At 71.1% G+C, this 25,055-nt stretch carries 20 protein-coding genes; 9 read left to right on the top strand and 11 right to left on the bottom strand.

The genetic code is table 11. The features are described from left to right. Positions 1-4: 4 nt before the first annotated feature. Both AC3ANS_RS03815 and AC3ANS_RS03810 read right to left on the bottom strand, forming a co-directional pair. Complete coding sequence (locus AC3ANS_RS03815) at positions 5-1,009, bottom strand: substrate-binding domain-containing protein (protein WP_488294837.1); 1,005 nt, start codon at positions 1,007-1,009, stop codon at positions 5-7. A 156-nt stretch (positions 1,010-1,165) separates the two neighbouring features. Next, complete coding sequence (locus AC3ANS_RS03810) at positions 1,166-2,032, bottom strand: AraC family transcriptional regulator (RefSeq protein ID WP_488294836.1); 867 nt, start codon at positions 2,030-2,032, stop codon at positions 1,166-1,168. Positions 2,033-2,302: 270 nt separating this feature from the next. Here AC3ANS_RS03810 and AC3ANS_RS03805 point away from each other — a divergent pair, with 270 nt between their 5' ends. Next, complete coding sequence (locus AC3ANS_RS03805) at positions 2,303-5,380, top strand: DEAD/DEAH box helicase (protein WP_488294835.1); 3,078 nt, start codon at positions 2,303-2,305, stop codon at positions 5,378-5,380. Positions 5,381-5,768: 388 nt separating this feature from the next. On the opposite strand, the gene AC3ANS_RS03800 is transcribed toward AC3ANS_RS03805, so the two are convergent. The 4 genes from AC3ANS_RS03800 to AC3ANS_RS03785 all read right to left on the bottom strand — a co-directional run bounded on the left by AC3ANS_RS03800 (position 5,769) and on the right by AC3ANS_RS03785 (position 10,693). Beyond that, on the bottom strand, positions 5,769-6,146 hold the full coding sequence (locus tag AC3ANS_RS03800) for a VOC family protein (RefSeq protein ID WP_488294834.1): 378 nt from the start codon (positions 6,144-6,146) through the stop codon (positions 5,769-5,771). A gap of 153 nt (positions 6,147-6,299) precedes the next feature. Next, entirely contained in the window at positions 6,300-9,248 is a 2,949-nt protein-coding gene (locus AC3ANS_RS03795; RefSeq protein ID WP_488294833.1) for a vitamin B12-dependent ribonucleotide reductase, read from the bottom strand. Positions 9,249-9,385: 137 nt separating this feature from the next. Beyond that, positions 9,386-9,892, bottom strand: a complete 507-nt coding sequence (gene nrdR, locus AC3ANS_RS03790) for a transcriptional regulator NrdR (protein ID WP_488294832.1) — start codon at positions 9,890-9,892, stop codon at positions 9,386-9,388. Positions 9,893-10,177: 285 nt separating this feature from the next. After that, positions 10,178-10,693 (bottom strand): mismatch-specific DNA-glycosylase, encoded by a 516-nt coding sequence (locus AC3ANS_RS03785; RefSeq protein WP_488294831.1) that lies wholly within the window; start codon positions 10,691-10,693, stop codon positions 10,178-10,180. A gap of 156 nt (positions 10,694-10,849) precedes the next feature. Between AC3ANS_RS03785 and AC3ANS_RS03780 the strand changes: the two genes are divergently transcribed. Then, the gene (locus AC3ANS_RS03780; RefSeq protein WP_488294830.1) at positions 10,850-11,623 is read left to right on the top strand and encodes a SigB/SigF/SigG family RNA polymerase sigma factor; all 774 of its coding nucleotides are present in this window, start codon (positions 10,850-10,852) and stop codon (positions 11,621-11,623) included. Between the two features lie 76 nt (positions 11,624-11,699). Here the strand turns inward: AC3ANS_RS03780 and AC3ANS_RS03775 are convergent, their stop codons facing one another. Then, positions 11,700-12,620, bottom strand: a complete 921-nt coding sequence (locus AC3ANS_RS03775) for an ATP-binding protein (protein ID WP_488294829.1) — start codon at positions 12,618-12,620, stop codon at positions 11,700-11,702. A gap of 37 nt (positions 12,621-12,657) precedes the next feature. Between AC3ANS_RS03775 and AC3ANS_RS03770 the strand changes: the two genes are divergently transcribed. Continuing rightward, entirely contained in the window at positions 12,658-13,020 is a 363-nt protein-coding gene (locus tag AC3ANS_RS03770) for a hypothetical protein (RefSeq protein ID WP_488294828.1), read from the top strand. 32 nt (positions 13,021-13,052) lie between these two features. Here the strand turns inward: AC3ANS_RS03770 and AC3ANS_RS03765 are convergent, their stop codons facing one another. From AC3ANS_RS03765 to AC3ANS_RS03755, 3 genes are all read right to left on the bottom strand, one after another. Next, entirely contained in the window at positions 13,053-13,463 is a 411-nt protein-coding gene (locus tag AC3ANS_RS03765) for a DUF3052 family protein (RefSeq protein WP_488294827.1), read from the bottom strand. A 156-nt stretch (positions 13,464-13,619) separates the two neighbouring features. Beyond that, positions 13,620-13,973 (bottom strand): LysM peptidoglycan-binding domain-containing protein, encoded by a 354-nt coding sequence (locus tag AC3ANS_RS03760; RefSeq protein ID WP_488294826.1) that lies wholly within the window; start codon positions 13,971-13,973, stop codon positions 13,620-13,622. Between the two features lie 234 nt (positions 13,974-14,207). After that, a complete protein-coding gene (locus tag AC3ANS_RS03755) occupies positions 14,208-15,002 on the bottom strand; it encodes an SDR family NAD(P)-dependent oxidoreductase (RefSeq protein WP_488294825.1) in 795 nt (264 codons plus the stop codon). Positions 15,003-15,074: 72 nt separating this feature from the next. Between AC3ANS_RS03755 and lexA the strand changes: the two genes are divergently transcribed. The 6 genes from lexA (at position 15,075) to AC3ANS_RS03725 (ending at position 23,027) form a co-directional block, all read left to right on the top strand. Beyond that, complete coding sequence (lexA, locus tag AC3ANS_RS03750; protein WP_488294824.1) at positions 15,075-15,824, top strand: transcriptional repressor LexA; 750 nt, start codon at positions 15,075-15,077, stop codon at positions 15,822-15,824. Positions 15,825-15,922: 98 nt separating this feature from the next. Then, positions 15,923-16,798, top strand: a complete 876-nt coding sequence (locus AC3ANS_RS03745) for a phosphatase PAP2 family protein (protein ID WP_488294823.1) — start codon at positions 15,923-15,925, stop codon at positions 16,796-16,798. An 87-nt stretch (positions 16,799-16,885) separates the two neighbouring features. Then, positions 16,886-18,595, top strand: a complete 1,710-nt coding sequence (locus tag AC3ANS_RS03740; RefSeq protein ID WP_488294822.1) for an alkaline phosphatase D family protein — start codon at positions 16,886-16,888, stop codon at positions 18,593-18,595. Next, positions 18,592-19,842, top strand: a complete 1,251-nt coding sequence (locus tag AC3ANS_RS03735) for an alkaline phosphatase family protein (protein ID WP_488294821.1) — start codon at positions 18,592-18,594, stop codon at positions 19,840-19,842. Before AC3ANS_RS03740 ends, AC3ANS_RS03735 begins: the two co-directional genes overlap by 4 nt. 80 nt (positions 19,843-19,922) lie before the next feature. Beyond that, complete coding sequence (locus AC3ANS_RS03730) at positions 19,923-21,419, top strand: MXAN_6640 family putative metalloprotease (protein ID WP_488294820.1); 1,497 nt, start codon at positions 19,923-19,925, stop codon at positions 21,417-21,419. Between the two features lie 48 nt (positions 21,420-21,467). Beyond that, positions 21,468-23,027 carry an MXAN_6640 family putative metalloprotease gene (locus AC3ANS_RS03725; RefSeq protein ID WP_488294819.1) on the top strand — a complete coding sequence of 520 codons (1,560 nt, stop codon included), beginning with the start codon at positions 21,468-21,470 and terminating at the stop codon, positions 23,025-23,027. Here AC3ANS_RS03725 and AC3ANS_RS03720 read toward each other — a convergent pair. Next, positions 23,011-25,029 (bottom strand): ATP-dependent DNA helicase, encoded by a 2,019-nt coding sequence (locus AC3ANS_RS03720; protein ID WP_488294818.1) that lies wholly within the window; start codon positions 25,027-25,029, stop codon positions 23,011-23,013. The genes AC3ANS_RS03725 and AC3ANS_RS03720 overlap by 17 nt on opposite strands. Positions 25,030-25,055: the final 26 nt, after the last annotated feature.

Genomic DNA, 25,055 nt, shown 5'->3' with positions numbered 1-25,055 from the left:
TCTGTCACGGAATGCCGTCGGCGTGCGCCTTCAGCCACCCCGATGCGTCCTCCGAGGTCGTGTAGATGTCGACCGGGACCGGCACGACGACCTCGGCGGGGTCCTGGCCGTCGATGATCTTCAGCGCCTGCTCGATCGCCGCCTTGCCCATCACCTGCCCCGAGATGTCGACCTGGGCGACCAGCACGGAGTGGTCCTTGAGGGCGTTGGCGATGTCCGTGGTCATGTCCCCGCCGAACACCACCGTCTTGCCGACCCGGCCGGCGTTCTCGACGGCCTTGACGGCGCCGATCGTGGCGTCGCCGTACTCACCCATGAAGGCGTCGAGGTCGGGCTTGGCGGTGAGGATGTTCTGCGCCGCGGAGAGGGACGCCGAGGCATCGCCGCCCTTCTGGTTCTCCACGATCTGGTAGCCGGGGACCTTCTCCTTCAGCGCGGCCTCGAAGCCTTCACGCCGCTGGATGCACACTTCGACGAACTCGCAGTTGATGACACCGATCTGCGGGGCGTCGATCCCCTTGTCGATGAAGTAGTCGCCGGCGGCCTCGCCGAGCTTGCGACCGAACTCCTGGGGGTCGCCCAGCATGTACGCCGAGACGTACTTGGAGAGGTCGGGATCCTCGATGCAGGTGTTGTAGCAGATCACCGGGATGTCGGCGTCGTGCGCCTGCTTGATCGCGGGGACCGAGGCGGTCCCGGAGGAGGCGGAGAGCATGATGGCGTCGACCCGCTGCGCCACCAGGCTCTGCATGAAGGTCGACTCCTTGCTGGCGTCGTCCTGGGCATTGGTCTCGACGATCTTCACCGACGTGCCCGCCGCGTCGGCGCCGTCCTCGATGCCCTTGCGAACGCCTCCGTAGAACCCCTGGGTGTCGAGGTAGATGACGCCGACCTTCAGCTTGTCTGCGGACCCGCTGGCTCCGTCGCTGGATCCGCAGGCCGTGAGCCCGGCGGCCGCGACCGCCAGGACCGCAGCGACCGCCGCGAATCGGTGGGTGGTGTGTGCCATGGACCTTCCTCCTGCTGTGGGTTGCGCCTCGGGCGACCTCCCGAGCTCGCTCGGCCGGGCTTCGATGCCGAGAAAACTACGCAGGGTGACCGCCGTCACCCATGGCAGAAACAACGGGCCACCTGGACGAATCGATGGCGATGTGACGACCAGCACTCAGCCCTTGTCGCGCTCGCGGTACTGCGTGGCGGTCATCCCGTGCGCGGCCCGGAACTGGCGCGCGAAGTAGAAGGCGTCGTCGTACCCGACGTGTCGGGCGATCGCCGAGACCGGGTCGGTGGTCGTGTCGAGCAGCTCGCGAGCCACGCCCATGCGCAGCCGGGTGTGGTACTCCGCCGGCCCGCAGCCGAGCTCACGACGAAACAGCGCCGACAGGTGGGAGGCGCTCAACCCGACCCGGTCGGCGAGCTCCGGGACGGAGACCCGCTGGCCGAGGTCCTGCTGCAGGATCGCCGTGGCCAGGGCGACCGGGTCGGGCCGACCGGGCTGGGGCCGGTGCCGGGCTCCCGCGACGAGCGCCATCAGGTGCCACGCCGCACCGCTGGCCGTGACCAACGAAGCCGGCGACTCGTCGGTCTCGAGAGCCGAGATCGCCTCGTCGACCAGGGCGACCGCCTGGGCGAGCCTCGGCATCGGCAGCACCGGCCGGTCGCCGACGGCGTCCACCAGCCGTTCGACGTCACTGCCTGCCACGTGGAGCCACCAGACGGTCCACGGTGCCGACTGCTCGCTGCCGTAGACGTGCGGCACCCCTTGCGGGATGACCAGGCACTCCCCCGGACCCACCGGGTGTCGTACGTCGCCGAGCTCGCACCACCCGCGCCCCTCGGTGCAGACGATCACGATCGCCTGTGCGGCTCCGTGCGGCCGAGACCGACGATGCTCCCCGGCTGCCGGGAAGTAGCCACAGTCCGTCACCAGCAGGTGGGAGGTCACCGGGCTGTCCAACGCGTGCTCGGCGATCCTGCGCGGCAGCACCCGGATGCGTTCCCCCTCGAACCCTGAGCGCCGCGTGGCCTGCATGACGGTGCAGGGTAATGCGCCCGCCGCGCCCACGGGCGCTGGGCCCGTCAGCTATGGCCTACGACGCGTCGCCACGGCGCTGCCGCCACGTCCCCGGCTCGCGCTCCGTTGAGCGGTTCGAGCTCCTCAGCACCATCGGCGACCAAGACCTCACGCCGTCCCGCACTGGTTGAGGTGTGAGCGCAACAGCCTCCGAACCACCCTCCGGCGCCCCGAAGCGCGAACGCCGAAACCCCTCGATTCACTCCACTGGCCTGAGAAGCTGCGAGAGTGCGCGACGGCCTGTACGAGTCCCTGATCACCAGCGAGCTCGATGGCGCACTGCAACGACTAGGCGATGCCGAGGCCACCCGGCGAACGGTTGATGCGGCCGATCAGCCGCACGTGCTCGCCCGGCATGTCTACGAGCAGACGTTGCGGGCACTCGAAGCGATCCGAGACGGCGAGGATCGGCTCCGGCTCGTGAACGACATCATCAGGCGTCTCAACAGCCCCGGCGAAGACGTCCTCCCGCCCGCCGCCCAGCTGCTTCGCGTCGCTACTCCCGACGACTTGGGGCGCGCCCCCATCCCCTTGGTTCGTCCCAGCACCCCGCTGGCCGAGGCGGCCCTGCTGACCAACGCCCACGGCGAGCCCAACCTCGGGGGCGAGCTGCGAGCCGAGATCGACACCGCCGACGGCGTCGACCTGCTGTGCGCGTTCGTCAAGTGGCACGGCCTGCGCTTGCTGGACGAGCCGTTGCGGGCGCGTCGCGACCGAGGCGTGCCCTTACGCATCATCACGACCACCTACATGGGCGCCACCGAGCGAGCCGCCCTCGATCGATTGGTCCGGGAGTTCGGCGCCGAGGTCCGCGTCCAGTACGACGCTCAGCGCACCCGGCTGCACGCGAAGGCGTGGATGTTCCGGCGCAACACCGGGTTCCACACCGCGTACGTCGGCTCCTCCAACCTCTCGCGCGCCGCCCTGCTCGACGGCGTCGAGTGGAACGTACGGCTCTCTCGCGTGGCGACGCCGGCGCTCATGGAGAAGTTCACCGCGACGTTCGCGACGTACTGGAACGAGGCGAGCTTCGAGCAGTACGACCCAGACCGCGACCGCGACCGGCTCGACGATGCTCTGGCCGAGGCTTCGGGTCGCAGCCAACACAACCGGGTGACGATCTCGCTGTCCGGGCTCGAGGTCCGACCCTACCGCTACCAGCAGCAGATGCTCGACGCCATCGACGCCGAGCGCGTCGTACACGACCGCCACCGCAACCTGGTCGTCGCCGCGACCGGGACCGGCAAGACCGTCGTCGCCGCGCTGGACTACCGCCGGCTCTGCGATCCAGTTAGCGGTGAGCGGCCGTCACTGCTCTTCGTCGCCCACCGGCGCGAGATCTTGCATCAGTCCCAGCGCACCTACCAGGAGGTGCTCGGCGACGCCTCGTTCGGCGAGCTGTACGTCGACGGCGCGCGCCCCGAACGGTGGCACCACGTCTTCGCCAGCGTGCAGTCGCTGACGTCGTACGGCGTGGAGAACCTGCCCGCCGACGCGTTCGACGTTGTGGTCATCGACGAGTTCCACCACGCGCAGGCGACGACGTATCGCCGGCTGCTCGACCAACTCCAGCCCCGAGAGCTCCTCGGCCTGACCGCCACCCCCGAGCGGGCCGACGGCGTCGACGTACGCCGGTTCTTCGACGACCGGATCGCAGCCGAGCTGCGGCTGTGGGATGCCCTGGGCGCCGACCTGCTGTGCCCGTTCCACTACTTCGCACTCGCCGACGGCACCGACCTGAGGAGCATCGGCTGGTCGCGGGGTCGGTACGACGAGGAACAGCTCTCCGGCGTGTACACCGGCAACGACCGTCGCGCTCAGATCGTTCTGACCCAGCTGCGGGACAAGGTGCTGGACCCCGGCTCGATGCGGGCGCTGGGATTCTGCGTCAGCGTCGCCCATGCCGAATACATGGCGCGGGTCTTCAACTCCGCGGGCGTGCCGGCGCGAGCGGTGAGTGGCCAGACCTCGCTCCCCGAGCGTGAGCGAGCACTCACCGACCTCCGCACCGGGGACGTGAACATCCTCTTCGCCGCGGACGTGTTCAACGAGGGGCTCGATCTCCCGGAGGTCGACACGGTCTTGTTCCTGCGGCCGACCGAGAGCGCCACGGTCTTCCTGCAGCAGCTCGGACGTGGACTGCGGCGTACCCGCTCCAAAGCGGTGCTCACCGTGCTCGACTTCGTCGGCCATCACCGCAAGGAGTTCCGCTTCGACCTCAAGCTGCGCGCACTGACGGGCCACACGCGCCGCGGGCTGGAGCGCGAGATCGAGCGCGGTTTCCCGTTCTTGCCGTCGGGCTGCCAGATCGTCATGGACCGCCAGGCGCAGGCACTCGTGCTCGAGAACATCCGATCGCAGGTCTCCGCACGCTGGCCGCAGATGGTGGCCGAGCTCCGGTCCTACGGCGACCAGACGCTGCGCTCGTTCCTCCACGAGTCGGGGCTCGAGCTCTCCGACGTCGTGCGCCAGGGCCGCTCCTGGACCCAGCTGCGCCGGGCCGCCGGCCTGCCGACCCCGCCCGGCGGTGACCGCGAGGATGCGCTCTTGAGGCGGACGCGCGCGTTCGCCCACGTCGACGACCCCGAACGCGTCGCCGCGTACAGCACGTTGCTCGGCGACGAACTCGACTACGCCGGGCTCTCCCCCATGGAGCAGCGGCTCGCGAACATGCTGTTCTTCTCGTTCTTCCCCGACGGCGGCGGCTTCGACTCCGTCGACGCCGGCCTCGACGCGGTACGTCGAGAGGTCGCCGCCCGAGACGAGGTGCGCAACGTCGTCGACCTCGCCTTCGACGACACCCGCCACCAGACCGCCGAGCTCGGCGGACCGCTCGCAACCGTCCCGCTACGCGTCCACGCTCGCTACCAACGCGAGGAGGTACTCGCTGCCCTCGGATACGCGAGCTTGCAGCGCAAGCCGAACTCGTTCCGCGAGGGCGTCCTCTATGTCCCGGAGCTGAACGTCGACGCGTTCTTCGTGACGATCAAGAAGTCCGAAGCCGACTACTCCCCCACCACCATGTACCGCGACTACCCGATCAGCCCGACGCTCTTCCACTGGGAGTCACAGTCGACGACGACCGTCGCCTCCAAGACCGGCCAGCGCTACCTCACCGGCGCCGGCACCGTCCTGCTCTTCGTCCGCGAGACCCAACAAGACGCCTTCGGCACCGCGCCCTACCTGTTCCTCGGATCCGCGACCTACGTCTCGCACGAGGGTGAGCGTCCCATCGCCATCACCTGGCGCCTCGACCACGCCATGCCCACCGACTTCTTCCAGGCTGCCTCGATCGCGGTCTCCTGACTGCGTCGCGGCACAGACTTCGCTCCGGCAATCGCGGCGACAAGACGCACCTTCGGTACGCGCACGATCAGCGGCAGATGAGTGCGTCCCCCGCCCGGGCAGCCGCGGGGTCCAGCGAGCGCCGGAGCGCGCCGTGGGCATCACATGGCGCATGCAAGTTCGGGTCCGTTCGAGTCGTGTGCCTCAGGCCGGGCCACGGCTCGTCCTCAGGCACACGACCCGACAGCAGCGGCTGCTGCCGCGCACGACCCGCCGACATCGGCATGAGAGTGCGTTTCGAGCACGCGCTGACAGGCGGCGGTAGGACGCGCCTGTCGATCCGCTCAGCCCACGAGAGTGGCGTGCAGGACGGCAACTCCCGGCGGCCCCGGTCGGACCGGCGTCGCGCTCACGCGGTGGGCGGATGCTCAGCCACACAGAAGAGGTTGCCCTCCGGGTCGGCCATCGTCGTCCATTGCACGTGGGGGTGCTCATCCAGGACATCCCAGCATCTCGTCGCGCCTGCCGACACCAACCGGTCGACCTCCCGGCCTCGCGTTCCCCAGGGCACCGTCAGATCGAGGTGGATGGTGAGCCGGCTGGGCCGCGGCCCGGTGAGCGGCTGGAAGAACATGGCGAACCCGCCGGGTCCCGCTGCCGGGATGTAGACCAAGTCGTCAGCGGAAGACGGGGTGCCACCAGTGACCGTTGCCCAGAACCTCGCCAGCGCCTGCGGATCAGTTGCTTCGATGTTGATGGAGCCAAGGGTGACCTGAGGAACATCCATGTCGTCGACCTTAGGCGCAGGCAGTTGACTGAAGCCGTCAGCGTCATTCTAGAGCCGGAGCGCCGCCCCTCAAGTCGTCGAGGGCGGCCGGTCCGAAACGATTGGACCCCCGGGGCATTGCCCCGGGGGTCCAGCGGGTTAAGCGGCGGATCGTCAGCTGCAGCCGCTGGTGGAGCCGCAGCCCTCGCAGACGTAGCAGGAGCCGGCGGGGCGCATCTTGGTGCCGCAGGTGAAGCAGAGCGGGCTGTCGACGGCGGTGCCGGTGATCTGCTCGAGGAGCTCGGCGGAGGTGTGGGCGACCTTGGCGGGCTCGGCGGGGACCTCGCGGGCCTCCGAGCCGTGGGTGTCCTTGGTCTCCACCTCTGCGTCGACGATGTCCACATGGGTGGTTTCGAGGCTCGGCGCTGGCGCGCCTCGCACCTCAACCACCGGAGCCTCGATCAGCTCGGCGGCGGAGCCGGTCTCCTCGACGGGCTCGTAGGAGCCGGTCTCGAGGTAGCGCTGACGCTCGTCGGCCGAGTAGATGCCCAGCCCCTGGCGGGTCTCGAAGTCGAGGTAGTCCAGCGCGAGGCGACGGAAGATGTAGTCCATGATCGACTGCGACATCCGCACGTCGGCGTCGTCGGTGAGGCCGGCGGGCTCGAAGCGCAGGTTGGTGAACTTCGAGACGTAGGTCTCCAGCGGCACGCCGTACTGCAGGCCGATGCTGACCGCGATCGAGAACGCGTCCATCACGCCGGCCAGGGTCGAGCCCTGCTTGCCGAGCTTGAGGAAGATCTCGCCCAGCTCGCCGTCGTCGTGGGCACCCGAGGTCATGTAGCCCTCGGCGCCACCCACGGTGAAGGAGGTGGTGCGCGAGACGCGGGACTTCGGCAGGCGCTTGCGGGTCGGGGCGTAGACGATCTTCTCGATGACCTTGGTGGTCTCCTCGGCCGAGGCATCGGCAGCGGCGACGTTGGACGACGTGCCCTTGTTCTCACCCTTGCCGGACGACATCGGCTGGCCGACCTTGCAGTTGTCGCGGTAGACGGCGGTGGCCTTGAGGCCGAGCTTCCACGACTGCAGGTAGATGTCCTCGATCTCCTCGACGGTCGCCGTCTCCGGCAGGTTGACCGTCTTGCTGATCGCACCGGACAGGAACGGCTGGGCCGCGGCCATCATCCGCACGTGGCCCATCGGCTTGAGCGCGCGGGCGCCCATCGCGCAGTCGAAGACCTCGTAGTGCTCGGTCTTCAGGCCCGGCGCGTCGATCACGTGACCGTGCTCGGCGATGTGGGCGACGATCGCCTCGACCTGCTCGGGCTGGTAGCCGAGCTTGCGCAGCGCCCGCGGGATCGTCTGGTTGACGATCTGCATCGAGCCGCCGCCGACGAGCTTCTTGAACTTGACCAGCGAGAAGTCCGGCTCGATGCCGGTCGTGTCGCAGTCCATCATGAAGCCGATGGTGCCGGTGGGGGCGAGCACCGAGGCCTGCGCGTTGCGGAAGCCGTTGGTGGCGCCCAGCTCGATCACGTCGGCCCAGGCCTGGGTGGCGAGCTTGTGCACCTGGGAGTCGGCGATGCCGAGCGTGCGCACGGTGTCGTTGGCGGCCTGGTGCTTGCGCATCACGCGCTTGTGGGCCTCGGCGTTGCGCGCGTAGCCGTTGTAGGGACCCACGACCGCGGCGAGCTCGGCCGAGCGCTTGTACGACGTGCCGGTCATCAGCGAGGTGATCGTGGCGGCCATCGCGCGGCCACCGTCGGAGTCGTAGCCCAGGCCCATCGCCATCAGCAGCGCGCCGAGGTTGGCGTAGCCGATGCCGAGCTGGCGGTAGTCGACCGTGGTCTGGCCGATCGCCTCGGTCGGGAAGTCGGCGAAGCAGATCGAGATGTCCATCGCGGTGATGATCACCTCGACTGCCTTCGCGAACAGCTCGGCGTCGAAGGTGTCGTCGTCCTTGAGGAACTTCAGCAGGTTGAGCGAGGCGAGGTTGCACGAGGAGTTGTCGAGCGACATGTACTCCGAGCACGGGTTGGACGCGGTGATCCGGCCGGTCTCGGGGTTGGTGTGCCAGTCGTTGATGGTGTCGTCGTACTGCAGACCCGGGTCGGCGCACTCCCACGCGGCCTTGCTGATCTTGCGGAACAGGTCGCGGGCGTCGACGGTCTCGATGACCTCGCCGGTCTTGCGGGCCCGCAGGCCGAACTCGGTGCCGTCCTCGACCGCACGCATGAACTCGTCGCTGACGCGCACGGAGTTGTTGGCGTTCTGGTACTGCACGGAGGTGATGTCGACACCGCCGAGGTCCATGTCGAACCCGGCGTCGCGCAGCGCGCGGATCTTGTCCTCCTCGCGCGCCTTGGTCTCCACGAACTCCACGATGTCGGGGTGGTCGACGTCGAGGACGACCATCTTGGCCGCGCGGCGGGTGGCGCCACCGGACTTGATGGTGCCCGCGGAGGCGTCGGCGCCGCGCATGAACGAGACGGGGCCCGACGCGGTGCCGCCGGAGGAGAGCAGCTCCTTGGAGGAGCGGATGCGGGAGAGGTTGAGGCCGGCGCCGGAGCCGCCCTTGAAGATGAAGCCCTCTTCCTTGTACCAGTTCAGGATCGAGTCCATCGAGTCGTCGACGGAGAGGATGAAGCAGGCCGAGACCTGCTGCGGCGACGGGGTGCCGACGTTGAACCAGACGGGGCTGTTGAAGGAGAAGTACTGGTGCACGAGCAGCCAGGTGAGCTCGTGCTCGAAGACCTCGGCGTCGGCGTCGGTGGCGAAGTAGCCGTGGTCGACACCGGCCTTGGTGTAGGTCTTGACCACGCGGTCGACGAGCTGCTTGAGGCTCCACTCGCGCACGTCGGTGCCGACGGCGCCGCGGAAGTACTTGGTCGTGACGATCGTCGAGGCGTTGACCGACCAGAAGTCGGGGAACTCCACGCCGCGCTGCTCGAAGACCGTGTCACCGGTCTTCCAGTTGGTCTGCACGACGTCGCGGCGCTCCCACGTCAGCTCGTCGTAGGGGTGCACTCCCTCGGTGCTGAACACGCGCTCGATGCTCAGGCCGGCGCCCGGCCCTGCCTTCGACTCCGCCTGAGCGCTCGTGCGCCCGCTCACCGTCTCGGTCATCCCTCTGGTGTCCCGTCTCTCGAGGTTGGTGTTGCTTGATCATTGCTTGGAGCACCGACAGCGCTGCTGCGTGTGGTGCGGACGCTTGGTGCGCCCGGGCGGACCGCTTCCCCACGATCCACCCGGGCGGTCTGGGGTCAGCCCGTCGCGACGGGCTGAGGTGGGGCCGACGCGGCGGCCGGCTCGGGAGCCATGGCGGGGCGCTCGGCCCGCAACATGGCGATCTCGTCCTCGAAGTCGTCGGCCGACTCGAAGGCGCGGTAGACGCTGGCGAAGCGCAGGTAGGCGACCTCGTCGAGCGCCCGGAGCGGGCCCAGGATCGCCAAGCCGACCTCGTGGGCCGGGATCTCGGCGGCACCGTCGAGGCGCAGCGCGTCCTCGACCTCCTGGCCCAGGCAGGCGAGCTGGTCCTCGGTGACGGGGCGACCCTTGCAGGCCTTGCGGACCCCGGCGATGGCCTTCTCGCGGGCGAACGGCTCGGTGGCACCCGAGCGCTTGAGGACCGTCAGCTGCATCATCTCGACGGTCGTGAACCGCTTCGCGCACGCCGAGCAGGTACGCCGGCGCCGGATCGACCCGCCGTCGTCGGCCACGCGGGAGTCGAGGACCCGGGTGTCGGTGTTGCGGCAGTACGGACAGTGCACGGGTCACTCCTCTCGAGGGCGTGTCAGGGGTCGCCGAGAACCCCCTCGGAGGGGCGGGCGCGGGCTGTGGATAACGGGGGTTCCGCTGTGTACAACAAGCAGCTGGCTGTGGGTCTTCCACCCTCGCCCTGTGCACCGCGAGTGCGGTTCTGTGGACTAGATGTGGATAACTACACCGGTGTAACTACTAGATGTAGTGGTAACCGTACGCCTGGCCACCAGTGGTGCGCAAGTGGGGTCGGCACGTACTTCGGGTATGTCCGCCCGGTGCGGCAAACGCCCAGGTCAGAGCGTCGGGACGCCCGAGAGCGCGGCCAGGTCGCGCCACCAGGAGAGCCGATGGGGGCGACCGTCGTAGTCGCGCCGCTGGTTGGCCCCGGAGACCCCGGGGAGCACGAAGACCTGGGCCGGGCCGAGGTACCAGTCGGCCGGTCCGAGACCGAGCCGGGAGCTTCGGCGTACGCCGAGGGCGCGGGCGGCCTCCTGCGCCACCGCCTTGCTGGTGAACGCCAGCCACTCCGGCGCCCAGTCCTCGAGCTTGGCGACCAGCGCGTCGATCTCGACCCACCGCGGGTCCCAGTGCCCGACGAGGTCGGTGAGCCCCAACCCCAGCTCGACCACCCGGTGGTCCTCCTCGGGGCGCAGCCGCCGCGGGGAGAACCCGGAGCGGTGCATCGACTCCCAGAAGGAGTTGCCCGGCGTCTCGTAGTAGTGGTCGCGCAGCTTCGTGCTCTCCGCACCGGCCAGTCCGCAGAACACCACGACCGGCTCCGCGGCGACGAGATCAGGCAGCACCTGCACCACCGCGCCACCTCCCGAGTCGTCCGGACGGCCGACTGTGCCACACCCATAGACCACCCTCACGGGTGGTTTAACGGTCTACCAGCGACGGGCAGATGTACTGATGCGGTCGTCAGACGGCCGATGAACAACCGAAGACAGGAGAGGTCACCCCCGATGACTGCAGGTACCGCACCAAGCCGTTCCGATGAGACCGTCCGGCTCTTCGCCCTCCGCGCCGACGCCACCCCGGCCGAGCGCGCCGAGATCGACGACCAGCTGATCCGGCTGAACATGGCGGTGGCGGTCGACGCGACCCGCCGCTTCCGAGGCCGCGGGATCGCCTCGGACGACCTCGAGCAGGTCGCGTACGTCGGCCTCGTCAAGGCCGTGAAGGGGTTCGACCCCGAGCGCGGCCACGACTTCTTGAGCTTCGCGATCCCGACCATCCGCGGCGAGGTCCGCCGCCACTTCCGCGACCTGGGCTGGACGGTGCGGCCGCCTCGGTCGATCCAGGAGGCGCAGACCAAGATCATCGCCTGCGAGGGTGAGCTCTACCAGCAGCTCGGCCGGGCACCCCGCCCCTCCGAGATCGCCGACCACCTGGGCCTGGACCGGGAGCTGGTGATCGAGGCGCTCGGCGCCAGCGGCTGCTTCGCGCCCGCCTCGCTCGACGCGCCCGCCCACGAGGACGACGACGACCCGATGGGCCGTCGGCTCGGCTTCCACGACACCGGCTTCGACGTGGCCGAGGCCCGTGCGGTGCTCGCCCCGGTGCTCGCGAAGCTCTCCAAGCGCGAGCGCACGATCGTGGAGATGCGGTTCTTCCGCGGCTGCACCCAGGCACAGATCGGCGAGGCCATCGGGGTCACCCAGATGCAGGTCTCGCGGCTGCTCACCCGGCTGATGGCGCGGCTGCGCGAGGAGCTGAACGTCACCCTCGCCGCCTGACCTGCCTGACCTGCCTGACCCGCCGGTCTCGGCACCCGAACGGACGAGCCAGTGCGGTCGGGTCGACGGCGTACGACTACGCCGCCGACCCGACCCGCAGCGCGAACCACGAGGTGGTGCCGGCGTCGTCCTGCTCGGTCCCCCACCGCTCCGATAGCGCGTCGACGAGCTGCAGGCCCCGCCCGAACACCTTGAGCGGGTCGTCGTCCTCGACCAGGCCCGGGGTGTCGCCGGCGCCGTGGTCGCGGACCGCCACCTGGAGCAGGTCGCCCTCGAGCGCGACCGTGAGGACCGAGCTGGTGCCGGCGTGGACGACCGCGTTGGTCACCAGCTCGGAGAGGCACAGCTCGGCGGCGTCCAGCACGTCGGGGTCCACCTCCCACTCGCCGAGGACGTCGCGCAGGAACCGTCGGGCCTCGCGCGGCGCCCGCGGGTCGCCGGCGAGGCGCACCGTGGCCCGGTGCATCCCGTCGCCGTCCTGCTGGGGATCGGCGTGGTCGGCGTCCAGGCGCCGGACCCGGCGAAGAGCCTCGGAGGTGCAGAGCGCCGTCGCCTCCAGCATCTGCAGCTGGGGCTCCGCGAAGCCCTGGTCCTCGTCGAAGTACACGATCAGCCCGCCGATCGGGGCAGACACCCCGGGGAGCGGGAGGGCCGCCAGCGCGCGGGTGCCGGCGGCGCGCTGCCGCTCGAGCATCCCGGCGTACTGTCCCCCGAAGTCGCCGACGCCGCCCGCGATCCGCTCACCGGTGCGGACGACGCGGGTCAGCGGCACGTCGTCGTAGGCGTCGATGTGGCACCAGGCGCCGGCCTCGGAGGTCCGGAACCGCAGCCGTCGTCCGCCACCCTCGGTCAGCGCGATGCCGACCCGCGACACGCCCGGCAGCGCCTGCACGTCGTGCAGCACCGTCTGCGCCACCGCGTCGACGTCGGTGGCCTTCGCGAGCTTGAATCCCAGTTGGGACAAGGCTCCCAGCGCTCCGTCGCCGTGCTCCCCCACACCAGCAGCGTAGCCGCGGATCGGACACAATGGCGCGGTGGCGACGAGCGCGGGGGGCAAGCGGGCGGGATCGCGGCGCGCGCAGCGTCCGCCCCGGCGGTTCCAACCGGCCCTCCTGGCGCTGGCGCTCGGGATCACCGGCTGCATCGTCGCCTGGGGCTATCTCGTGTACGCCGCGATCGACTTCGGCACGACCGCCCGGGACGGCGACTCCCAGGCGTGGTGGTTCCTCGCCCTCGCGTGCGCCGGGGCGGTGGCGTGCCTGTTCGTCGGGCTGATGCTCGTCGCCCGGGTGCTGCGCCGGCTCGGCATCACCGGCGGCGCGGGCGCGCGCACCCCCGGCGTGCCCGCCGAGCCGGAGGCCGAGCGACCGGTGGGCGGGCGGCGCGCGGCGCGCTGAGCCACGATCGCCCAGGCGGAGCCGCCCGGCCCTCACCGGTCGGCGAGCCGGCGGACGAACTTCAGCGCCGACCAGGTGTCGTCGACCGCGGCCACCTTGACGTCGACGAACCCGAGCCGCAGGCCGAGGTCGCGCACGACGTCCCCGTCGAGGTCGCTGACGATGCCGAGCGAGCGCTGTGCGGCGAGCTTGGGCCAGCACACCCACACCATGCCGGCCGTGCTCGTGCGCTCGAACAGCGTGGGGAGCCGACCCCTCAGCCCGCTCAGCTTGGTGTGGAAGGTCAGCGTGACATCGGCCGTCGGGGGCAGCCTGCGGACGACCCGGGCACCGCCGAGGTCGCCGAGGTCCACGTCGCCCGGGAGGCCGTCGAGAAGGACGACGTGGGAGTCCTTGATGCCCAGCTTGCGCACCAACGGAGTGCCTGAGTAGCCAGCCGCCATGGCGCGGAGACTAGCGAGATGCCCTGCCGCCGTCCTGGCAACGAGTGCTGCGATCAGGGTCGGGACGCCGCGAGGGGCGGGGCCACCAGGCCCCGCCCCTCGTCTTCCCCGGCTCGCCAGCCGGGGTCGAAGCGGCTGACGATGTCTGTGGTGGTGCTACTCGACGGGCACCAGCAGCCGCTGCCCGGCGGTCACCATGCCCGTGTCGAGCGCGTTGAGGTGCTGGATGTGGTCGACCATCCCCCGCACGTCACCGTCGGCGGCGATCCCGGCCGCGATGTCCCAGAGGGTGTCGCCGGACCCGACCATCACCACGCGGGTGGGCTCAGGGGTGCCGGGCTCGTCGGTGGCGACCGAGCCGCCCGCGAGCACGAAGCCGATCGTGAGGATCGCGAACACCGCGACCACGAGCACCACGAGCCGGCCGCGGCGGGTGAGTCGGACCGAGCCGGGCCGCTCCGGGCCCGCCTGCCGGATCCGGGCGGTGGGGGTGATCGTCATCGTGCTCATCGTGACCTCCTGGGGAAGTGGCGGTCTGCCGTCGGTCGTGCTGTCTCGATGTCAGTTCTAGTGGTGGCCACCGACAGTCCCGCCGGGACTGTCTGGACCGGCCACTCGATCAGACGTTCGATCGAACATGTGTACGACGGTAGAGCACGTGTTCGAACGAATCAAGGCTCGACACGAACATTTGTTCGAAGGCGCCCAGGTCGTCTCCGAGGAGGCCCGAGGGGGCCGAGGAGGTCAGTCCCGACGTGCGATGGCCCGGCGCCCCTGCGCGGCGAACAGGCCGGTGGCCCGGCCGGCGAGGCCAGGAGCGAGCGTGGTCGCGCGGACCAGCCCGCCTCGCCACGCGGGCACCGTCCGCACCACGCGGCCCGCGCCGAGCAGGCCGACGGCCGCCTCGGCCACCTCGTCGACGCTGAGGATCCGGCCGCCCGAGTGCACCAGCGCCGCGCCGAGCCCGCCCGGCCGCTGAGCGTCGAGCATCGCGGTCCGCACCCCGTCGGGGCAGAGCGCGTGGACGCGCACCCGCCGTGGGGTCTCGGCCGCCACCGACATCGACGCGGAGACGATCGCCGCCTTGGTCGCGGCGTACACGCTGTAGCCCGGCACCGGCCCCAGCCCCGCGAGCGAGGCGGTGTTGACCACGTCGCCGCCACGCGGCCCGAACGCCGCGACCGCGGCCCGCATCCCCCACAGCGTGCCGAGCAGGTTGACCTCGACGATCCGCCGCACGACCTCGTCGGAGAGGTCGCCGATCATGCCGTCGTCGCCGACGCCCGCGTTGTTGAACCACGCGGTCAGCTCCCCGTGGCGGCCGGCCGCCACGGCCGTGGCCCGGTGGGCGTCGGGGTCGCGTACGTCGAGCCCGCGGCCCTCCGCGGCGCCGATCTCCTCGGCGCAGCTGCGGGCACCCTCGCCGTCGACGTCGGTGACCACCACGGCGTACCCGCTCCGCACCAGTCGTTCGGCGATCCCGCGTCCGATCCCGCGCGCGCCGCCGGTCACGACCGCGCTCTTCACCCGTGTGCTCATGGGCGCAGTCTGTCCGACACGCCGTTCGAACAGGTGTTTGAACGAACCGGCCGAGATGGCTACGGTGCTCCTATGGCCTCGCCCAAGACCGGCAAGAACGCCGCATCCCGCGCCTCCTCGCGCGTCACCGAGCTGCCCGACGGGCCCCCGGACGCCACGGGGCTGACCCCGCGACAGCAGCGCGTGCTCGCGCACATCAAGGACTCGATCGAGCACCGCGGCTACCCGCCGTCGATGCGCGAGATCGGCGAGGCGGTCGGCCTGACCAGCTCCTCGAGCGTGGCCCACCAGCTCAAGACGCTCGAGGAGAAGGGCTTCCTCAAGCGCGACCCGCACCGGCCGCGGGCCCTGGAGGTGTTCCTGCCCGAGGTGATGGCCGCCCGTCGTTCGATGTCGGGCGCCGAGGAGACCTCGTTCGACGAGACCGGCGTGGGCGACGCCCTCCCGGCCGCACGGTACGTCCCCGTCGTCGGCCGGATCGCCGCCGGCGGCCCGATCCTCGCCGAGGAGCGCGTCGAGCAGGTCTTCCCGCTGCCGCGCGAGCTCGTGGGCGACGGGCAGCTCTTCCTGCTGGAGGTGCGCGGCGACTCGATGATCGAGGCGGCGATCTGCGACGGCGACTACGTGGCGATCCGCCAGCAGCCCACCGCGGAGAACGGCGAGATCGTCGCCGCGATGATCGACGGGGAGGCGACCGTCAAGACCTTCCAGCGCAAGGACGGAAATGTGTGGCTGCTGCCGCACAACCCGGCCTACGATCCCATCGACGGCACCCATGCGACCATCTTGGGTAAGGTGACAGCGGTGCTGCGCCGGGTCTGACGTCCATTCGTGGTCGGGGAAATACCTGAGCAGACCCTGGTGTTATATCCGGGACGATCCGGATGCCACGGGGAGGATGCATGAACAACGCTGGTGCTGTGACGACAGCATCTGCGCTCGCCCGCCCTCGGCCCCTGCCGCGGTGGGTGCGCGGCATCTTCGAGCTCGTGTTGATCCTGGCGCTCTGGGTGATCTACAGCCTGGCCCGCCTGCTCGCCGACACGAACATGCAGCCCGCGCTGCACCGTGCCAACGAGCTGCTGCACGTCGAGAGCGTCATGGGCATCCAGTGGGAGACCCCGCTCAACAAGCTGTTCACCGACCACCGGGTGATCGGCCTGCTCGGCAGCTACTGGTACGCCACCCTCCACTACGTCGTCACCGCCGGCGTGCTGATCTGGCTGTGGCGCCTCGGCGCCGACCGCTACGGTCCCGCTCGGCGGGCGCTGGTGATCGGCACCCTGCTCGGGCTGGCGGCCTACATCTCGCTGCCGACCGCGCCGCCGCGCTTCATCGGCGGGTACGTCGACGTCCTCAGCCTGCACGCCGCCGACGGCTGGTGGGGCGGCGACGCCTCCGCGCCGCGGGGCCTGGGCGGGCTGACCAACGAGCTCGCGGCGTTCCCCTCCCTGCACGCCGGGTGGTCCCTGTGGGTCGCGCTCGCGCTGCAGATCTACGCCTCCCGCAAGTGGGTCCGCGTCCTGGGCTGGCTCTACGCCCTCGGCACGGTGGTCGTGATCGTCGGCACCGGCAACCACTGGGTGATCGACGCGATCATGGGCTGGCTGGTCATCGCGGTCGGCTGGGCCGCCGCCGAGGCCATCGGCCGGATCCCGCTGCGGCGGCTGCTGCGTCTCGACTCACGACGCGAGCCGGCGCCGTACCTCGTCCCCGAGGCGGCCGAGGCGCTCGATGCGGCCGCCGTCCAGGACCAGCTCCAGACTGCTCGGCGCGTGGTCGACGCGGACCAGTGAGCCCGGCCCGGGTGTCCCCCGGGTGAACAGACGGTGCTCACACTCGGCGGTCCGTGCCTCGGCACCGGATCGGTCGTTCACTGAGGCGTGACCGCGCCAGACTCCCCGCCTCCCGTCCACCGTCGTACCGTCCTCGGCACCGCCTCCGCGGGCGCCGCGGCTCTCGTCGTCGCCGCTCCGCTCGCCGGCTCGGCCGAGGCCTGGGGCTCTGCCGCAGACTCCCGTGGCATCGGCGAGCGTCGCGGCCGCGCGTTCCGCCACGGCGTCGCCTCGGGCGACCCGCTCTCCCATGCCGTGCTCATCTGGACCCGGGTCACGCCGACCGCCGCCAGCACCCCCGGCTCGGGCCAGGGGCCGCGCGCGGACGTGGGGTGGGAGGTCGCCACCGACGCCGGGTTCCGGCGGGTCGTGCGTCGCGGGACCTTCCAGACCGGGCCGGCGCGCGATCACACGGTCAAGGTCGACGTCACGGGGCTGGCGCCGGACACCTGGTACCACTACCGCTTCCGGTACGCCGGCACCACCAGCCCGGTCGGCCGCACCCGCACCGCGCCCGCGGAGGACGCGACGCCCGACCACCTGCGGTTCGGGATCGTCTCGTGCGCCAACCTGCAGGCCGGCTGGTTCTCGGCGTACCGCGGCCTGGCCGCGCGTGACGACCTGCACGCCGTGGTGCACCTGGGCGACTACCTCTACGAGTACGGGCCCGGGCAGTACGGCTACGGGATGAGCGACCAGGACATCCGCCCGCACGTGCCGGCCCACGAGATCGTGTCGCTGGCCGACTACCGGCAGCGGCACGCGCAGTACAAGCAGGACCCCGACCTGCAGGCGCTGCACGCGAAGTACCCGTGGATCCTCACCTGGGACGACCACGAGGTCGCCAACGACGCCTACCGAGACGGCGCGGAGAACCACAACCCCGACCTCGGCGAGGGCGACTTCCGGCTGCGCCGTGCGCGGGCGCACCGGGCCTACGACGAGTGGATGCCGGTGCGGATGGACGGCACCGCGCGGCTGGGCGACGGCGACCGGCTGTTCCGCCGGCTGCGGTTCGGGCGGCTGGCCGAGATCAGCATGCTCGACCTGCGCAGCTACCGCGACGCCCAGGTGAAGGTCCCGGGCGCCGAGGTCAGCGACCCGGACCGGACCATCACCGGGCGCCAGCAGCTGGACTGGCTCAAGGAGTCGCTGTCCCGTGGCCGGGCCCAGTGGAAGATCGTCGGCAACCCGGTGATGATCGCGCCGGTGGACTTCGGGGCGCTCCCCCACGACCTGCTCGACCCGGTCAACGACGTCACCGGGCTGCTGCCGCGCGACGGGCTGCCCTACAACGTCGACCAGTGGGACGGCTACACCGACGACCGGCGCGAGGTGTTCCAGCACATCCGCGACCACCAGGTCACCGACGCGCTGTTCGTCACCGGCGACATCCACTCCGGTTGGGCCAGCGAGCTGCCGTACGACGCCTCCACCTACCCCCTGGGCGACTCCGCAGGCGTGGAGTTCGTGTGCTCGTCGGTGACCTCCAACAACCTCAAGGACATCACCGGCACGCCGCCGCACACGACCAGCACCGTGGTGGAGGGGGTCATCAAGGCCAACAACCGGCACATCAAGTACCTGAACTTCGACGACCACGGGTTCTCGGTGCTCGACGTGACACCCGTGCGCGCGCAGATGGACTGGTACGTGATCGGCGATCGCGCCGACTGGGACACCCCCATCACCTGGTCGGTGTCGTTTGCGACCAAGACCGGCACCGGGCGGGTCGAGCAGGTCGGGGAGCCGGTGTGAGCGGGCCCGTCCGTACCGACCGGCGTACGTTCCTCACGGCCGGTGCCGCCGGCCTCGTCTTCTCCACGGTCGCCGGCGCCCCAGCGGCCGCCGCCCCGCGGAGCCGCAAGCGGGCCTACGTGCTCGTCATCGACGGGTGCCGCCCCGAGGAGATCGACTCCGGCCTGACGCCGCACCTCGCGGCCTTGCGCGACGGCGGGCTGCGGTTCCCCCAGGCCTCCTCGATGCCGGTGATGGAGACCATCCCCAACCACGTGATGATGATGACCGGACTGCGCCCCGACCGCACCGGCGTGCCCGCGAACTCGGTGTTCGACGCCGACCTCGGCGCGGTCCGGGACCTGGACCGCCCCACCGACATCCGGTGCGACACGCTGATCGGCCGGCTCAACCGCCGTGGCCACACGACGGGGACGGTGCTCAGCAAGACCTATCTGTACGGCGTGTTCGGCGGCCGCGCCACCCACCGGTGGGAGCCGAGCCCGACCCTCCCGATCACCGAGCACGCCCCCGACGTGTTCACGATCGACGCCGCGATCACGATGGTGAAGGAGCTCGACCCGAACCTGATGTTCGTCAACCTCGGCGACATCGACCGGTTCGGGCACGCCGACCTGACCGGCACCACGCTGCGTCTCGCGCGCCGGCTGGCCCTGGCCGACACCGACCTGCAGGTGCAGCGGTTCCTCGACGCGTTGCGGGCCCAGGGGGTCTGGGACGACTCGATCGTGATCGTGCTGGCCGACCACTCGATGGACTGGTCGACCCCCGACAAGGTGATCAGCCTGACCGCCCCGCTCGCGGCCGACCCGCTGCTGGCCGGCCACGTGCAGATCGCCGACAACGGCGGCGCGGACCTCCTCTACTGGACCGGGCCCGAGGCGCAGCGCGCCGAGGCCGTCAGCAGGATGAGGGCGATCGCCCGGGCCCAGGACGGCGTGCTGGCGGCGTACCCCCGCACCGCGCCGTGGTTGCGGCTCGGCCCCGAGGCCGGTGACGTCGTGGTGTTCTGCCAGGCCGGGTGGCGGTTCAGTGACCCGGACCTGCTCGCCAACCCGATCCCCGGCAACCACGGCCACCCCGCCACCCGGTCGATCCCGTTCTTCATCGGCGGCGGCCACCCGGCCGTGCCGCGGCGTACCGCCTCCTCCCGGGTCGCCCGCACCATCGACGTCGCCCCCACGGTCGCGGCGTTCTTCGGCGCCGGCGCCCCGCAGGGTGGCTACGACGGACGCAACCTGCTCTGAGCCGGGTGCAGCCGAACCCCGCGACGTGCGGCCGCACCGCAGATCCGGGGATCCGCAGGCGGACGTGGTTGAGTAGCTGGGTGCGTCTGCGTCCTGCTCCGGTCCTCGCCGCGTGTGCCGCGGTCGCCATCTCCCTCCTGGCGCAGGTGCCGGCGCAGGCCCAGCTGGAGAGCAGGGCGGACAGCCGTCCCGGCAGCGCACCGGTGGCGGCCCGGGCACTGGCCACGGCACGGGCGGCGCTCGCGGGCACCGGCCACCGCGACGTCACGCTGAGCCTGCGTGAGCTGCGCCGGCACCGCGACGAGCTCACCGGCAGCGACCGCACGACGGCGGACCGGCTGCTGGCACGCCCGGTCACCACCCGCTCGAAGTGCTTCACGACCGTGTGCATCCACTGGTCGGCCACCGGGCCCGACAAGGCGACCGCGGCGTACGTCGAGAAGGTCGCGGCCACCGCCGAGCACGTGCTGGCGACGTACGCCGGTGCCGGCTACCGCGCCCCGGAGAGCGACGGCAAGCGCGGCGGCAACGCCCTGCTGGACATCTACCTGCAGGACCTCGGTGCCCAAGGGCTCTACGGCTACTGCGACACCGACCGGCAGCCGCCCGCCGACGGGCCGTACGACACCTGGGCCTACTGCGCCTTCGACAACAACTACACGGAGTTCCCCAACCACAGCCCGTTGCAGAACCTCCAGGTGACCGCGGCCCACGAGCTGTTCCACGCCGTGCAGTTCGCCTACGACTACTTCGAGGACGGGTGGTTCATGGAGGCCACCGCGACCTGGGCCGAGGACGAGCTCTACGACGGGGTCGACGACAACCTGCAGTACCTCGCCCAGAGCCCGCTGGCCCAGCCCGCCAAGCCGATGGACCACTTCGAGTCGGCCGGGCTGCGCCAGTACGGCGACTGGATCTTCTTCCGCTACCTCACCGAGCACCTCGGCGGGCACCAGGGCGGGCTCCCGACGCTCGTGCGCCGGATCTGGGAGCGAGCCGACGGCGCCAAGGGCGGACCCGACGACTACTCGATCGCCGCGATCGCACACGTGCTCGCGGCCCACGACACGACCCTGAGCACCGTGTGGGCGGCGTTCGCCGACGCGAACCGCCGGCCCGGCACGTCGTACGACGAGGGTGCGGCCAACCACTACCCGACCGCGAATCCGGCCGGGACGATCGCGCTCTCCGCCGCCAAGTCCGACAGCGGCTGGATCACCCGCGACGTCGACCACCTGGCGAGCGCGACCTACCGCATCACCCGCGCCGCCGGCACCACCGACCGCCACCTGCGGCTGCGCCTGGACCTGCCCGCGACCACGCGAGGATCGGGCGCCGTCGTCACGGTCGTGCGCGCCGACGGCCGCGCGCGGACCACGCCGGTGGCGCTCTCGGCGGGCGGCGACGCCACCACGAGCGTCACGTTCGGCCGGGGCGTGCGCTACGTCGAGGTCACGCTCGCGAACGCCGGAACGGCGTACAAGTGCTGGCGCCCCCGCGACACCGGCTTCTCCTGTCGGGGTCGCTCCGAGGACGACAACCTGCCGATGCGCATCCGGGCGACCACCGTCCGATAGCCCGATCGGGCCATGCCGCTCGGCACGCTGATCTAGTTGGCTGGTCGGATGCTCCTCCGACCCGCCCTCGCCGTCCCTGCCGTCATCGCGCTCCTGGTCACCGGTGGTCTCACCGTGGCCACCGCGACCGCCGAACCGGCCCCTCCGACCGGCTCGCCCGCGAAGGTCACCGCCTCGCGCGCCGCTGCCCGCGCCGCACTCACCCAGGCCGAGGCGGTGATGACCGGGGAGCGGCACGGCGACGCCACGATGGCGCTGCGGAACCTGTGGCTGCACCGCACCGACCTGACCGGCGCCGACCGAGCAGCGGCCGACCGTCTGCTGGGCCGGCCGGACGACGAGATTGGCGGCAGCTGGCAGTCGAAGTGCACCGCGGACAACTGCTATCACTGGACGACCGGCGGCGCCAACGGCGTGCCGGCCACCGACGCGGACGCCAACGGGTTGCCCGACTACATCCAGTCGGTGATCGCGACCGTTGACGGCGTGCACGACACCTACGTCGCGGCCGGCTACCGGGAGCCGGAGGCCGACGGTGGCCAGGGCGGCAACACCAAACCGGACATCTACCTTGCTGACACCTACCAAGAGGGTGCCTACGGCTACTGCACGACCGATGCACCCAACCCTCCCAACAGCGGGCCGTTCGACGTCTGGGCTTTCTGCGTGCTCGACAACGACTTCAGCCCCAGTCAGTTCCCGACGAACACGCCCATCGAGAACCTCCAGGTCACCGCAGCCCACGAGTACTTCCACGCGGTCCAATTCGCCTACGACATCACCGAGGACAACTGGCTGATGGAGGCCACCGCGACCTGGGCCGAGGACGAGCTCTACACCGACGTCAACGACAACCTGCAATACCTGCCCGAGAGCCCGCTCGCGAAGCCGGGACAGGCGCTCGACACCTACAACGACGCGGGCGCGCAGTACGGCACCTGGATCTTCTTCCGGTTCCTCACCGAGCAGTTCCCCAACGCCGACGGCGGTCTGCCCACGCTGGTGCGCGACATCTGGGAGCGAGCCGACGGCGCGACCGGCGGACCCGACGACTACTCCATGCAGGCGGTCACCCAGGTCCTCATGGACCACGGCGTCACCCTGCCCGCCGCCTACGCCCTGTTCGCGACCGCCAACCGGGCTCCCGCGGTGTGGTACGCCGAAGGCGCCGCGAACCGCTACCCCACCGCCGCCCCGGCCGGCACGATCAAGCTGACCAGCGCCAAGAAGGACAGCGGCTGGCGGCCCATCACGCTCAGGCACATGTCCAGCGCCACGGTGCGGTTCGTCCCGAGCACCGGCCTGAGTGCGTCGTCGTGGAAGCTCAGGGTCGCTCTGGACCTGCCCAACACGAGCACCGGCTCGGCGGCCGTCGTCACGGCGTACCCGAAGTCCGGTGCCCCCCAGGTGACGGTGATCCCGCTCAGCAGCAGCGGGGCCGGGAGCCGCACGGTCGCGTTCGGCTCGACCGGGATCAAGTACGTCGAGGTGACCATCGCCAACGCCGGCAGCCACTACAAGTGCTGGGTCGGCGGGGCCTACTCCTGCCAGGGCAAGTCGCTCGACGACGGGCGCAAGATGCTGCTGCGCGCTACGGCGACGCGGTAGCCGCCAGCCGGGTCAGCGCCTGTCGGGCGACCGCCGGGTCGGTGGTCGTCCACATCGGCGGCAGGCTGGCCTTGAGGAAGCCGCCGTACCTCGCGGTCGCGAGGCGCGGGTCGAGCACCGCCACCACGCCGCGGTCGGCGTGGGTGCGGATCAGCCGGCCCGCGCCCTGCGCGAGCAGCAGCGCGGCGTGGGTGGCGGCGACCTGCATGAAGCCGTTGCCTCCCGCCTGGTCGGCGGCCTTCTGGCGGGCGCTGAGCAGCGGGTCGTCGGGGCGCGGGAACGGGATCCGGTCGATGAGCACCAGCTGGCAGGTGTCGCCCGGGACGTCGAGTCCCTGCCACAGGCTGAGCGTGCCGAACAGGCAGGTGTGGGGGTCGCCCACGAACTGTGCGGCCAGCTCGGGCAGCTGGGCGTCCCCCTGCGCGAGCGTCGTCAGGTGGGGCAGCCGCTCGCGGACCACCTCGGCCGCGGCCTCGGCTGCCCGGCGGCTCGAGAACAGCCCGAGCGTGCGGCCCTCCGCGGCGTCGACCAGCTCCACGATGTCGTCGAGCTGGGCCTTCACCAGCCCGTCGCGGCCCGGCGGCGGCAGGTGGCGCGCGACGTACAGGATCGCCTGACGGCCGTAGTCGAACGGGCTGCCGACGTCGATGCCTCGCCAGGGAAGGGCGTGCTCGGACACCGACGGCTCGACGACCGGGGTGCCGTCGACGATCCGCTCGGACGGCTTGAGCCCCACGCTGGTCGCCACCGAGGAGAAGTCGCCGCCGAGCATCAACGTGGCCGAGGTGAACACCACGGTCTTGTCGCTGAGCAGCTTGTCGCGCATCGGGCCCCACACCTGCAGCGGCGCCACACACAGCCGCGGGGGAATCCGTTCGGTGCCCTCGCTCAGCCACAGCACGTCGGCGTCCGAGCCGGACGCCATCCGCTCGGCGGTCGCGAACACCTCCTGGACGGCGCCCTTGGCCTGGGTGCGCCCGGCGTCGGCCTCGTCGCCGGAGCCCGCCTCGGCCTTGGGGTACGCCGAGACGCAGGCGCGCGCGGCGTCGCGCACCAGCACCAGGGCGTCGGAGAGCTGCTCGGGCACCTGCTCGAACCGCCCCGGGCGCGCCTCGCTGATGGCGTCGCGCAGCGCGTCGGCCGCGTCGGCGAGGTCATTGGCCTGGTCGCCCTCGACGTAGCGCTGGCTGCGCCGGGCGGCACGCTCGACCTCGGCGGCCCACAGCTCGTCGGTCGCGGCCTGGGTGACCCGGGTGGTGAGCTCGTGGGCCTCGTCGATCACCACCACGTCGTAGTCGGGGATCATCGGGACCCCCTCGATCGCGTCGATCGCGAGCAGGGAGTGGTTGGTGACCACGAGGTGGGAGCGGTGCGCCTTCTCCTTGGCCAGCTCGGCGAAGCACTCCTGGCCGAACGGGCACTTGGCCGCTCCGAGGCACTCGCGGTGGTTGACGCTGACCTGGCGCCACTCACGGTCGGTGTGGCGGGGGGCGTTGTCGCGCTCACCGGTGCCACCACCCTCGGACTCCTGCTCGGCCCAGGCCCGCAGCTCGAGGATCTTCTTGCCCAGGGAGCCTGTCGGGAGCTCGACGTCGAGGGCGCCCTGGTCGTCGGGGACGCCCTCGCGGATGCGGTGGAGGCAGGCGTAGTTGGAGCGGCCCTTGAGCACGGCGTAGCTCGCGTCGACCTCGGCACCCTTGACCGCCTCGACCAGCCGCGGCAGGTCGCGCTCGACCAGCTGGTGCTGGAGTGCGAGGGTCGCGGTGGCCACCACCACCCGCTTGTCGTGCAGCAGGCTCGGCACCAGGTAGGCCAGCGACTTGCCGGTGCCGGTGCCGGCCTGCACGAGCAGGTGCTGGCCCTTGTCCATCGCCTCGGCCACGGCCTCGGCCATCTGCACCTGCCCGGCGCGCTCCTGGCCCCCCAGGGCCGCCACCGCGGTGCTGAGCAGGTCGGTCACAGCCGTCGTGGCTGTGGTCGTGGTGGGCGCGGCTTCGGGCACCCGAGAACCCTAGCCGCGCGCCCGGA

This window comes from Nocardia sp. 149-1B (assembly GCF_057747975.1).
This window is presented reverse-complemented; position numbering and strand designations above follow the sequence as displayed.